The organism is Effusibacillus lacus (assembly GCF_002335525.1).
GTDB classification, from domain to species: Bacteria; Bacillota; Bacilli; order Tumebacillales; family Effusibacillaceae; genus Effusibacillus; species Effusibacillus lacus.
Genome location: NZ_BDUF01000007.1, coordinates 56,075 through 68,179, shown reverse-complemented (window position 1 = coordinate 68,179; position 12,105 = coordinate 56,075). Strand labels below are relative to the sequence as shown.

At 50.3% G+C, this 12,105-nt stretch carries 14 protein-coding genes and 1 pseudogene; 14 read left to right on the top strand and 1 reads right to left on the bottom strand.

Going from position 1 to position 12,105, the window contains the following annotated elements; all coding sequences use genetic code 11:
• Positions 1–52 precede the first annotated feature (52 nt).
• The 10 genes and pseudogenes from EFBL_RS01615 to rsmI all read left to right on the top strand — a co-directional run bounded on the left by EFBL_RS01615 (position 53) and on the right by rsmI (position 7,061).
• Entirely contained in the window at positions 53–1,537 is a 1,485-nt protein-coding gene (locus EFBL_RS01615) for an aminotransferase class I/II-fold pyridoxal phosphate-dependent enzyme (RefSeq protein ID WP_131927711.1), read from the top strand.
• Positions 1,512–2,135 (top strand): dTMP kinase, encoded by a 624-nt coding sequence (tmk, locus tag EFBL_RS01610; protein WP_096180395.1) that lies wholly within the window; start codon positions 1,512–1,514, stop codon positions 2,133–2,135. The genes EFBL_RS01615 and tmk overlap by 26 nt, the downstream gene beginning before the upstream one ends.
• A 13-nt stretch (positions 2,136–2,148) precedes the next feature.
• Positions 2,149–2,478, top strand: a complete 330-nt coding sequence (gene darA, locus EFBL_RS01605) for a cyclic di-AMP receptor DarA (RefSeq protein ID WP_096180394.1) — start codon at positions 2,149–2,151, stop codon at positions 2,476–2,478.
• Positions 2,479–2,490: 12 nt separating this feature from the next.
• Entirely contained in the window at positions 2,491–2,937 is a 447-nt protein-coding gene (locus EFBL_RS01600; protein WP_096180393.1) for a YaaR family protein, read from the top strand.
• A 13-nt stretch (positions 2,938–2,950) separates the two neighbouring features.
• The gene (holB, locus tag EFBL_RS01595) at positions 2,951–3,931 is read left to right on the top strand and encodes a DNA polymerase III subunit delta' (protein WP_096180392.1); all 981 of its coding nucleotides are present in this window, start codon (positions 2,951–2,953) and stop codon (positions 3,929–3,931) included.
• 5 nt (positions 3,932–3,936) lie between these two features.
• Positions 3,937–4,578: pseudogene (locus EFBL_RS01590) on the top strand (PSP1 domain-containing protein); the annotation flags it as partial.
• A gap of 31 nt (positions 4,579–4,609) precedes the next feature.
• A complete protein-coding gene (yabA, locus tag EFBL_RS01585; protein ID WP_096180390.1) occupies positions 4,610–4,936 on the top strand; it encodes a DNA replication initiation control protein YabA in 327 nt (108 codons plus the stop codon).
• A gap of 4 nt (positions 4,937–4,940) precedes the next feature.
• The gene (locus EFBL_RS01580; protein ID WP_096180389.1) at positions 4,941–5,429 is read left to right on the top strand and encodes an MFS transporter; all 489 of its coding nucleotides are present in this window, start codon (positions 4,941–4,943) and stop codon (positions 5,427–5,429) included.
• Positions 5,413–6,165 carry a tRNA1(Val) (adenine(37)-N6)-methyltransferase gene (locus EFBL_RS01575; protein ID WP_096180388.1) on the top strand — a complete coding sequence of 251 codons (753 nt, stop codon included), beginning with the start codon at positions 5,413–5,415 and terminating at the stop codon, positions 6,163–6,165. The genes EFBL_RS01580 and EFBL_RS01575 overlap by 17 nt, the downstream gene beginning before the upstream one ends.
• Positions 6,165–7,061, top strand: a complete 897-nt coding sequence (rsmI, locus tag EFBL_RS01570) for a 16S rRNA (cytidine(1402)-2'-O)-methyltransferase (protein WP_096180387.1) — start codon at positions 6,165–6,167, stop codon at positions 7,059–7,061. The genes EFBL_RS01575 and rsmI overlap by 1 nt, the downstream gene beginning before the upstream one ends.
• Before the next feature lie 36 nt (positions 7,062–7,097).
• Here the strand turns inward: rsmI and EFBL_RS01565 are convergent, their stop codons facing one another.
• Positions 7,098–7,337, bottom strand: a complete 240-nt coding sequence (locus tag EFBL_RS01565) for an AbrB/MazE/SpoVT family DNA-binding domain-containing protein (RefSeq protein WP_096180386.1) — start codon at positions 7,335–7,337, stop codon at positions 7,098–7,100.
• 263 nt (positions 7,338–7,600) lie between these two features.
• On the opposite strand from EFBL_RS01565, the gene metG reads away from it, so the two are divergent.
• The 4 genes from metG to rsmA are packed head-to-tail and all read left to right on the top strand — an operon-like array spanning position 7,601 to position 11,872.
• The gene (gene metG, locus EFBL_RS01560) at positions 7,601–9,616 is read left to right on the top strand and encodes a methionine--tRNA ligase (protein ID WP_096180425.1); all 2,016 of its coding nucleotides are present in this window, start codon (positions 7,601–7,603) and stop codon (positions 9,614–9,616) included.
• A 33-nt stretch (positions 9,617–9,649) separates the two neighbouring features.
• Positions 9,650–10,438 carry a TatD family hydrolase gene (locus EFBL_RS01555; protein ID WP_096180385.1) on the top strand — a complete coding sequence of 263 codons (789 nt, stop codon included), beginning with the start codon at positions 9,650–9,652 and terminating at the stop codon, positions 10,436–10,438.
• A gap of 5 nt (positions 10,439–10,443) precedes the next feature.
• Positions 10,444–10,989, top strand: a complete 546-nt coding sequence (gene rnmV, locus EFBL_RS01550) for a ribonuclease M5 (RefSeq protein ID WP_165912571.1) — start codon at positions 10,444–10,446, stop codon at positions 10,987–10,989.
• A gap of 16 nt (positions 10,990–11,005) precedes the next feature.
• Complete coding sequence (rsmA, locus tag EFBL_RS01545) at positions 11,006–11,872, top strand: 16S rRNA (adenine(1518)-N(6)/adenine(1519)-N(6))-dimethyltransferase RsmA (RefSeq protein ID WP_096180384.1); 867 nt, start codon at positions 11,006–11,008, stop codon at positions 11,870–11,872.
• Positions 11,873–12,105 lie beyond the last annotated feature (233 nt).

Genomic DNA, 12,105 nt, shown 5'->3' with positions numbered 1-12,105 from the left:
TAATTGTAGCAAAAGAAATCTGTACGCATCAGTACAAACGGAGGCGTTGTTTGTGGACAAGCAAATCCCGGTATTGGAAGCTCTGCAGGATCACCTGAAAAAAAATCCCTTGCCTTTGCACGTACCGGGTCACAAGATGGGTCGGGGGTTCCCGGCGGAGGCCGCCGTTTGGTTGGGAGCGGGGTTGCGCCTGGACCTCACCGAACTTCCCGGACTTGATGATTTGCATCAGCCCTCCGGAGCTATTGAAGAAGCCCAGCAATTGGCAGCTCATGCTTTTCGGTGTGACGAAACCTATTTTCTGGTTGGAGGGTCGACTGCCGGCAATCTTGCGATGATCCTCACCGTCTGCCGACCCGGAGACAAGGTGGTGATTCCGCGCAATGCCCACAAATCGGTTCACAATGCCGTAATGCTGGCGGGAGCCCGTCCTGTTTATTTGACTCCCGACGTTGATGAAGAATTTGGGATCCCCACAGTAATTCATTCGGAACAAGTAGAGCTGGCACTGCAGGAAAACCCTGACGCACAGGCTGTCTTAATCGCGAGTCCCACCTATCAGGGTGTTTGTTCGGATATTCGGGAGATTGCCGCAGTGGTTCACCATCATGGCAAGCCGCTGCTGGTGGATGAGGCGCACGGAGCCCATTTTTCCTTTCATGAAGAGTTGCCCCCTTCATCCATTCAATGTGGTGCCGATCTGGTCGTGCAAAGCACTCACAAAATGCTAGGATCCTTAACCGGCACTGCGATGCTGCATGGCAACCGGGGGCGTTATGACAGGGAACGGCTGCGCACCATGCTGGGAATGGTGCAAACTTCAAGCCCTTCCTATCTCATGCTGCTTTCCTTGGACGCCGCCAGATTCCAGATGCAAACGCAAGGGCGAAAGTTGCTGGGACAAGCGTTGCAGACAATTGCACAGGGACGGCGCGAATGCGGTCAAATTCAAGGCTTGCGGCTCTATGAAGGCAGCGGGGACGTTTCGTTAATCGATCCGTTCAAGTGGTGGATTCAAGTGAAAGGGTTAGGGATCAGCGGCTTGGAAGCTGATCAGATCCTTCGGGAGAATCTGGGGATCTATTGTGAAATGGCGGATGAGGGGCATGTATTGGCTGTTTTCTCTTTTGCCGATACGGATAAACAGGTGAACCGGCTGTTGCAGGGACTTCGGTCTCTGAAGGAGTATATCAAGAGTGACTGGCGCCAAAAACTGTCCAAGACCGTCTCCGGACCGGCAGAACATTTTTTTCGATTGGAGCAAGCCATGCTTCCAAAAGATGCCTTGCAAGGATTTTGTCAACGTGTCAAACTGGAAGAAGCAGCGGGACAGGTTGCTGCGGAACCCGTAATTCCATATCCGCCCGGCATTCCGTTAATTTTGCCGGGTGAGCGGTATACCAAAGAACTGATCGAGTATTTGCAGGAAATGAAAACCATCGGAACCCGGTTTCAAGGTACAGACGATCCCACTCTGGAGTACGTCCGGGTGATTGAACAGGAGAGTGCCAATGTCAGGACTGTTTATCACATTTGAAGGGCCGGACGGTGCAGGAAAGTCGACACAACTTCAATTGCTTGCTGACCACCTGGGTTCTTTGGGCATAGAATACATTACGACCCGTGAACCTGGCGGGACGCCGCTGGCTGACAAAATCCGGGCATTGTTGCTGGATCCGGATAATAAGTCCATGGCACCGAAGACGGAAGCTTTGCTATATGCGGCATCCCGCGCCCAGCATGTGGAAGAGGTTATCCGACCGGCACTGCTTGAGGAAAAAGTGGTGCTCTGTGATCGCTATATTGATGCAAGCATTGCCTATCAGGCAGTCGGATTGGGACTGTCCCCGGAAATGATTCGGCGTTGGAACGAAGAGGCTACAGAGGGACTCTGGCCCCATCGGACCTTTCTGATCGACATTGACACGGAACAGGGACTGTCCCGGATTGAAGAAAAGAGAGGGCTCGACAGGATTGAGGGAAGAGAAGTGTCTTATCACAAACGTGTTCGCGAAACCTTTCTCGCGCTGGCCGCAAAGGAACCGAATCGCTTCGTAATACTTGACGGAACCAAGTCCATTCAGGAAATTGCAGACCGGGTTCGGCACGAGATGGATAAACTTCTGAATCCATAAGGAGGGAAATGCCTTGCGTCTTATTATTGCAGTGGTCCAGGACAAGGACAGCGTCAAATTGTCAGACCGCCTCGTCAAGGCAGGCATCCGTGCAACCAAACTGGCAAGTACGGGCGGATTCCTGAAATCCGGAAACTCCACTTTCATGATTGGTATTGAAAAAGAACGAGTGGATGAGGTGCTCGATCTGATTCGGCAGAGTTGCCGGGCCCGTGAACAGCTGGTAAACCCCATGTCGCCGATGGGCAACCAAATCGACTCTTACGTTCCGTTTCCGGTGTCGGTACAGGTGGGAGGCGCCACGGTGTTTGTGCTTGATGTGGAAAAATACGCCCACTACTAAGGGGGATCCGCATTGAAGATTGACCGAAGATCCAGCACTTTTATAGAACAATTGGGATTGCGGGAAGACAAACAGGCAGGGGACGTCAATCGCCCTGCCTTTCAAGATATTCTGAAGCTGACCGGCACACGCATGCAGAAAGCGGAACTGGACAGGCTCCTGCAGTCCATCGATCAAATGGGGAAGGAACTGTCCAAGCAGCTGACATGGCGTTCATTGATGAACTACAAGGAACGGATCCGCAAATTCCTGGAAGAAATCGTTAAGGGCGGATTCGGATTGAAGGAACAACAAGGAGTGAACCGCCGCGGCCGCATGAAACTCTACAAGATCGTTTCGGAGTTGGATGAGTTGATGGCGCAACTGGCGGAGGAAGTCCTGAAAGAAGAAAAGAACCAATTGGAAATCCTCAAGAAAATCGGGGATATCCGTGGATTGTTGGTCAATCTCTATTCCTGAAACAGGTGATGGTATGAGTGAAAAATGGCCGGTGGAAGGGTCAGCCGCCAAGATGCTGCAAAATATGTTGTCAGCGGGAAGACTGGCGCATGCCTATTTGTTCCTGGGACCCGAGGACTTCGGAATGAAGGAGACGGCCATTCATTTTGCCAAAGGAATTCTTTGCGAGAGTGAAAATGCAGTCAAGCCTTGTGGGAATTGTGCCAGCTGCCGACGCGTGGATTCGGGGAATCACCCGGACATTGTCTGGCTGGAACCGGAAGGGCAAACAATCAAGATCCAGCAGATCCGTGAGGTGCAGAAAACTTTTGCTCTCAAGGCGATGGAAGCCAACCGCAAGGTATATATCGTGACCAGGGCGGAACAAATGACGACGGAAGCGGCCAATGCGCTCCTGAAATTCCTGGAGGAACCTCCTACCCCGGTAGTGGCCATTCTGATTGCCAATCGCAAGGAAGGCCTGTTGCCCACCGTTGTTTCCCGCTGCCAGATCATTCCATTTCACCGCCTCCCGGCTAGTGCCATTCAGAATGCCCTGCAGTCAGAGGGAAATTCCTCCGCTAAAGCCAGACTGTTAGCCTACGTAAAGGAAAGCATTGGTTCGGCTAGAAAATTTTCCGAGTATGAGAAATTTGCCGAAATTGTGAATCTGGTGGTACAATTAAGCGAAGAAATCAGTGCTGATAGAGGCAATCCACTCTTGACCATACAGGACAAAATCAGCAAACCGGGCTGGACCCAAGAGGACGTGGATTCTTTTCTGGATTGTCTGGCGTGGTGGTATCGGGATCTGGTAAACGCCAAACTCGGTCTGACGAACCGGATTGTTTACGAGAATCAAATCTCTCGCATTCAGTCCCAAGCGGCAACCCATAGTTTAGGAGACTTGGTCCAAATGGTGGAGATTGTCTTGTCGGCCAAGAGACGTTTACTATCCCATGCAAACCAGCAGTTGGCACTGGAACACATGGTACTGCAACTGCAGGGGGAATAAAACCTATGACATATACAGTGATCGGGGTCCGCTTCAAGAAAGCGGGCAAGATCTATTACTTTGACCCAGGGCCGCTTCCGGTCAAGACGAATGACAGTGTGATCGTGGAGACTGCCCGTGGCGTTGAGTACGGGCAAGTTGTAATCGGCAAGAAAGAAGTGACGGAGAACGACATTATCCTGCCGCTCAAGAAAGTGATCCGAATTGCGGATCTGAAAGACGCGGAGCAGGTGGAACTGAACAGATCGCAAGCGGCTGAAGCACGAGTGGTCTGCCTTGAGAAAATCCGCGAGCATCAGTTGGAAATGAAGTTGGTGGATGTAGAGTATACCTTTGACCGGAACAAGGTGATTTTTTATTTTACTGCGGATGGAAGAGTGGACTTCCGTGAACTGGTCAAGGATTTGGCGGCTGTTTTTCGCACCCGGATTGAGTTGCGCCAGATTGGTGTAAGGGACGAAGCAAAGCTGCTCGGTGGAATCGGGCCTTGCGGTCGCATTTTGTGCTGTTCATCCTGGCTGGGGGATTTCGATCCGGTTTCCATCCGGATGGCCAAAGACCAGAACTTGTCGCTGAATCCGTCCAAAATCTCGGGGCTGTGCGGAAGATTGATGTGCTGCCTGAAGTTTGAAAACGATTCCTATGAGCAAGTAACCGGGTAAAGGGTGGGAGAAAGCCATGGACAAACAAGCGGTGTTTGCCCAGGTGGCTCATTTAGAGGAGCGGATTGGAGAACTCTATGGGGAACTGGGAAGCCTGAAGAAAAAAATCATCGAACTTCTGGAAGAAAACTCGAAGCTTCAGATTGAGAACGAAAACCTCCGAAACCGGATGAACCGAAAATCTTCCAAACAGGGGGAGGGTTCGGTGCAGATGGGCGAAGGCTTCGATGCGTTGGCACGCCTTTACCACGAAGGGTTTCATGTATGCAATGCCCAATATGGTTCCCTGCGGACCCAAGGAGGCTGCATGTTTTGTTTGTCTTTCCTTTACAAAGAGGTGTGAAAAATTGGATGCGGCATATAAGCATCTTAGGCATAACATCAAGTATGGGAATATCCAGGGGATCTTTGAGTTTCTCTCCCTGAATTTGTATAATCCGTTCATACCGATCTTTGCGATTAAAGTCTTACACGCGTCCGACCAACAAGTTGCCTGGCTGTCGTCACTTCCGGCGGTGACAGGCATTCTTGCGCTGATTCCGGGCGCTATTTTTATGGATAAACTGGTTAAAAAGAAGACCATTACCGCAGTCACGCTGCTGTCGGCAAGGATGTTTATTTTGCTGATTGCATTAATCCCGTTTTTTCCGGCATCGGTGGGGATTTCCGGTATCTTTGCACCGATGGTCGGGGTTGCCATCTATAAGGCGACCTCCATGAACATAGCATTCTTTGTTGCGGGTACAATCCGGGTGTTGGGGGCACTGGCTTTCGGATTGGTGCTATGGTGGGAAAATCACCTGATGCGGAGGGAATCCGATGGACTTTCAGCTTAAGCCGGGCGAACGATTGGATGACTTGATGACAAATGGGTACCATCTGATCCAGAGTGAGGAGGTGTTCTCGTTCTCGATGGATGCCGTATTGCTGGCTCATTATGCTACCGTTCGCCCCAATGAGCGTGTTCTGGATCTGGGGACGGGAAACGGGGTGATCCCCATCCTGCTTACTACCCGTACCCGCCATCCGCTCAAACGAATCGTGGGCTTGGAGCTGCAGGAACGATTGGCCGATATGGCTGCCCGCAGCGTACAGGGGAACGGGCTGAATCATCTGATTGAGATTGTCCAGGGAGATATGAGGGAAGTGACTGCGATTTTCGGCCGTGAAAAATTTGACCTTGTGACATGCAACCCCCCTTACCGTCCAATAGGTCAAGGGGACCCCGTGAAGAATGAACATGTTCGGATAGCCCGTCATGAGGTCACTTGCACGTTACGCGATGCTGTGAAAGCGGCGGGTATCATGACCAAGTCGGGAGGAAAAGCTGCCTTTGTGCATCGTCCGGACCGTTTGGCGGAATTGTTGTGTGAATTGAAATGTGTCAAATTGGAGCCGAAACGGATGAGACTGGTTCACCCGCGAGTTCATCAGCGGCCCAGTATCGTATTGGTGGAATCAATCAAGAACGGAAAACCGGATCTCAAGATTGACCCACCTCTGATCGTTTATGACGAGAATGGACAGTGGACGGAGGAGTTGGAAACAATCTACGGCGGGAGCGCAAATTGATGGAGAAGAAGTACAGTTATCAGACAAGTGATGACAAAGGAACTCTGTATCTGGTGGCCACCCCGATTGGGAACCTTCAGGACATGACGTTTCGCGCAGTTGAAACATTGCGGCAATCGGCTGTCATTGCTGCGGAAGATACAAGGCAAACGCGCAAACTGTTGACCCATTTTCAAATTGAGGGACCCCGTTTGACATCCTACCATGAGCACAACAAAAACAGGATGGAAGAAGAGATTATCGGCTTGTTGGATAGTGGGCACTCAGTGTCGCTGGTCTCCGATGCCGGGACACCAGGCATATCAGATCCGGGGGAGGATCTTGTCCGGGCTGCCGTGGCAAAGGGACACAGGGTGGTGCCGATTCCCGGTGCTTGTGCGGCTATCACCGCTCTTGTCGCTTCCGGCATGCCGACCGATCAATTCTCGTTTGTCGGTTTTCTGCCGCGGGAGCGAAAAGAACGAAGGAAAATGCTGGAGCGATGGAGGAGCAGACCAGAGACATTACTCTTCTATGAGGCTCCCCACCGTTTGAAGGATACGGTTAAGGATCTGTTGGAAGTACTGGGCAACCGCAGGGTCACAACAGCCAGAGAGTTGACCAAACGATTTGAGGAATTTGCAAGGGGAACCCTGAAGGAGCTGCTCGAAATGCTGGAAACCGAATCTTCCAAAGGAGAGTACGTGTTGGTTGTGGAAGGTGCAGATCCACTTGCAACAGTGGAAGAATCGGCTGCATGGTGGGAACCTTTAACGGTAATAGAACATGTTCATGAACTGATGAAGCGAGGGATAGACAAGAAGGAAGCAATCAAGCAGGTTGCAAAAGAGCGGAACCTGCCAAAAAGGGAGGTCTATGGCGCCGTTCTGGAAGCGGACGAAAAAGAAAACCATTGACCCGGCATTGTCGGTTCAATGGTTTGTCTTTCTCTTTTAGCTGTTCATTTCGGCAATGCAGTTCGGGCAGATGTTTTTGCCCTTGAAATGAATGATTTCATCAGCTTGTCCGCAGAAGATGCATGCCGGTTCGTATTTTCTCAGAATGATTCTGTCCGAGTCGACATAGATTTCCAAAGCGTCTTTTTCACTGATTCCCAGCGTTCTGCGCAGTTCAATCGGGATTACAACGCGGCCCAACTCATCGACCTTGCGCACAATTCCTGTTGATTTCATTTGACTTCCTCTCCCCCGAAAAAATTCTACAAATATCGACATCTCCTTTGATAAGGCAATGGTACCAACTATTCCCAAATTAGTCAATAGAAAAATTCAATACACTTTTGTCATGTGTAAAAAACTTTAATTCATCATTAATGAAAATAGAAAAAGCGCTAATGTTGTTATTATACGAAATGTAGGGTACAATATCCTCTATACATACCAAGGAAAAACTTGTATTTTTTGTCTCTCGTTTGAGGGATTTTTTGTTAGGGGGAATTTCCGTGTCAAGACCAACTTTTTATATTACAACTCCCATTTACTATCCCAATGACATTTTGCACATCGGCCATGCCTATTCCACAGTTTCCGCAGATGCAATGGCCCGTTACAAAAGGCTGCGGGGTTATGATGTGTTCTTTCTGACGGGCACCGATGAGCATGGACAGAAGATTGAGCGGCGTGCTGCCCAGGCAAAGAAAGATCCACAGCAGTTTGTTGATGAAATTATTGCGTGGATCAAAGACCTTTGGAAGGAACTGGACATCTCTTACGATGATTTCATTCGTACCACGGAAGCGCGGCACAAGGCAGTAGTTCAGAAGATTTTTCAACGTTTTCTGGATCAGGACGATATTTATCTGGCGGAGTATGAAGGGTTGTACTGTACGCCTGACGAAGCTTTCTGGACGGAACGGCAGGCCCCGGACGGCAAGTGCCCCGACTGCGGCAGGGACCTGGAACTGGTTCGGGAGAAGAGCTACTTCTTCCGGATGGGCAAGTATGTGGACCGTTTGCTGAAACATTATGAAGAGAATCCGGACTTTATCCAGCCCGAATCCCGCAAGAATGAAATGATCAACAACTTCATCAAGCCGGGGCTGGAAGATCTTTGCGTATCCAGAACCACTTTTGACTGGGGCATCAAAGTCCCGAATGACCCGGAACATGTGATTTACGTTTGGATTGATGCGCTTACCAATTACATTACCGCTATCGGGTATCTGTCTGATGAGCCTCAGGAAAGGGCCAAATTTGAAAGGTACTGGCCGGCTGATGTTCACTTGGTTGGCAAGGAAATCATTCGCTTCCACACTATATACTGGCCCATTATGCTGATGGCCTTGGGACTTCCCTTGCCGAAAAAGGTGTTTGGCCATGGTTGGCTGTTGATGAAAGACGGAAAAATGTCCAAATCCAAGGGGAACGTGATCGATCCGAAAATGCTGATCAACCGCTACGGATTGGATGCCATCCGTTATTTCCTGCTTCGGGAAGTGCCTTTTGGCTCTGACGGGGTGTTTACTCCGGAAGCTTTGATCCAGCGGATCAACTCTGACTTGGCAAACGATCTGGGGAACCTGTTGAGTCGGACTGTCGCAATGATCGAAAGATATTTCGATGGAGTGATCCCGGCTTCCGGCAACCTCGGTGAACTGGATCAGGATTTGCGTCAACTGGCTGTATCCACTGTTGACAAAGTGGAAGAAGCGATGGAGAAAATGGAGTTCTCTGTTGCATTGACGGCGATCTGGCAGTTGATCTCCAGAACAAACAAATACGTTGACGAAACGGCTCCATGGAATCTTGCCAAAGATGATGCACAGCGGGACCGTCTTGGAACAGTCTTGTATCATCTTGCGGAAACTTTAAGGATCATCTCCATTCTGATCCAACCGTTTATGACCCGGACTCCGGCAGTCATGTGGAGTCAGTTGGGTATAACAGAAGGAGAAATCACCTCCTGGGAAAGCACTCGCCGGTTTGGCCTTCTCCCGGCCGGAGGACACGTGGTGAAAGGGGACGTGATTTTCCCCCGATTGGATCTTAAGGCGGAAGTGGAATATATCGACTCTACCACAGGTGCCAACAACAAAGGTCCGGGCCCGCAGGCTGCACCGCAATTGACCGGCGCCACGAATGCCGATCCCGGGAACCAGGTGGAAGCCAAAGTGGCGGATGAAGAATCTGCCTTGATCACAATTGATGATTTCATGAAAGTGGACTTGCGAGTCGCTCAGGTGACAGCCGCCGAAAAGATTGAAAAAGCGGACAAACTGCTGAAACTTCAGTTGGATGCAGGCAATGAGCAGCGTCAGGTGGTGTCCGGGATTGCAAAGTATTACACCCCTGAAGAATTGATCGGCCAAAAGGTAATCCTGGTGTCCAATCTGAAACCGGTAAAGCTGCGCGGTGTCGAATCCCACGGCATGATCCTTGCCGCATCTGAAGGCGACCAACTGGTGCTGGCAACCGTTTCGGCCGATATTCCAAACGGTGCCAAGGTAAAATAAAACCAATTGAATTACGAGAGTAGGTGTTTTGTTTTGCTGTTCGACTCGCATTGCCATCTAAACAGTGACAAGTTTGACGATAATGATATTGTGGAAATGATTCATTCGGCACGGGATCACAATGTTGTGCAAATTTTGGTTCCGGGCTTTGATATCCCTTCTTCCCTAAAGGCTGTGGAGCTTGCCGAAGATTGGCAGGGTGTCTATGCGGCTGTTGGAATTCACCCGAATGATGCCAATCATGCAACGGAAGATATGTATGAGAAGCTGCGTGAATGGGCGCAGCTTCCGCACGTTGTGGCCATTGGAGAAATAGGCCTCGATTACCATTGGGACACCACCCCGAAAGAAGTTCAATTTGAAGTGTTTCGACGGCAAATTCGTCTTGCCAGAGAAGTGAAGATGCCGATCGTGATTCATGACAGGGAAGCCCATGGGGACATTGTTCAGATTCTGAAGGAAGAAGGAGCCAGGGAAGTGGGAGGCATCATGCACTGCTTCTCCGGTTCCTGGGAAATGGCAAAGGAATGCATGGATATGAACTTTATGATTTCCTTTGGCGGTCCGGTCACTTACAAAAACGCCAAGCGCCCGCAGGAAGTGGCCTCTAAAGTTCCGCTTGACTTTTTGTTGGTGGAAACCGATTCTCCGTACCTGACTCCGGAACCGTATCGGGGTAAGCCGAACCAGCCCCTATATGTTCGGCATGTGGCTGAAAAAATTGCGGAACTCAGGGGCATGGAGTTCGATGAAATCAGCCGAATCACGACGGAGAACGCCGAGCGGATTTTTAACGTGCGCAATCCTTTTGTCTCATTGTGATTCCCATGAAAATTAAAATTAAAGAAATTATCGTTGTGGAAGGGCTGCATGACAAGATTGCCATCGACCGGGCCGTGGAGGCAGATTGCCTGATTACAGGCGGATCTGCGGTGTCGGATACGCTGCTCAAACAGGTGGAACGGGCACAAAAGGAAAGGGGTGTCATCCTGTTTACCGATCCGGACTATCCGGGTGAGCGGATTCGCAAACAGGTAGCACAAAGGGTTCCGGGCTGCAAGCATGCGTTCCTGCCTAGGGAGGAAGCGACGGCCAACGGGGATGTAGGGATTGAGAACGCATCCCCTGAAAGCATCCGCAGGGCTTTGGAATCGGTTCGAACCGAATGGGAAGGCGCGGAAGAGGAGTTCAGTTGGCGGGAAATGCAAGAGTATGGACTGACGGGGCTGGCTGATTCTGCGGAAAAGAGGGAACAACTCGGAAAGATTCTGGGAATTGGGCGATGCAATGCCAAAACCTTCTGGAAGCGGATTAATATGCTTGGCGTGACAAGAGCGGAATGGGAAGCCGCTTGGAGATTGTTGGATTCTTAACAAAGGTGGCATACGGATGAAACGGCTCGTCAATCCGTCTGTGACTCGTGAGGTCATAGACAGATTCAGCTTTCACTTTAAGAAACAGCTGGGTCAGAATTTCTTGATTGATGCGAATATCCTTGGCAAGATTGTGGAAGCGGCCGACCTGTCCAAAGAGGATGGTGCACTGGAAATCGGGCCGGGCATTGGCACACTTACTCAAGCGTTGGCCGAGCATGCAGGCGTAGTGGTTGCTGTGGAAAAAGACGACCGGCTGATTCCCATACTGGCAGAAACACTGCGTGAGTGCCCAAATGTATGGGTACATCATGCAGACGTGCTGGAAACCGATTTGCACCGACTGTTTGCGGACCGGTTTGCCGGCCGGAAAGTAAGCGTTGTAGCGAATTTGCCATATTATGTAACGACTCCGATCGTTATGAAACTGTTGGAAGAACGTCTGCCGCTGAATTCCGTTGTAGTGATGGTGCAAAGGGAAGTGGCCGAACGCATGGCAGCCTCGCCTGGAGGCAAGGACTACGGTGCTTTGTCGATTGCCGTTCAGTATTTTACGGAACCGCAGATCGTGTGCCGAGTGCCAAAGACTGCTTTCATGCCCCAGCCGAATGTGGAATCCATCGTTATTAAGCTGAAGATTCGGGAACAGGCTGCTGTTGCGGTTCAGGATGAGAAGATTTTTTTCAAACTGGTACGTGCGGGGTTTGCTCAACGGCGCAAGACCCTCTTAAATAATCTGCAGTATAATCTGCACTTGCCAGGAGGAAAAGCAATGGTCCTTCAACTGCTTGAGGGGTCTGGAGTTGACCCCAATCGGAGAGCGGAAACATTGTCAATTGAAGAGTTTGCCCGTTTGGCAGATGGTATCGCCCGGTTCCTGTAGGTGGTTCATCTGCCGTTTGTTTGCGCCCTAACTTCCTGAATATGCTTCGATAGGGCTTTATTTATCGAATGGGTCTGCGCTTTTTTGCAAAATCTTAAAATAGCAGAGAGAGGAGAAGATCGGGCAACTGTCGAATTGAATATATTAAGTAAACAGGCATGCGCATCAGGTCCCCGCATGAGTGTGTTAAGTTCTCGTTAAGCCCACATCTTGACCGTTTGGAACGAATATGA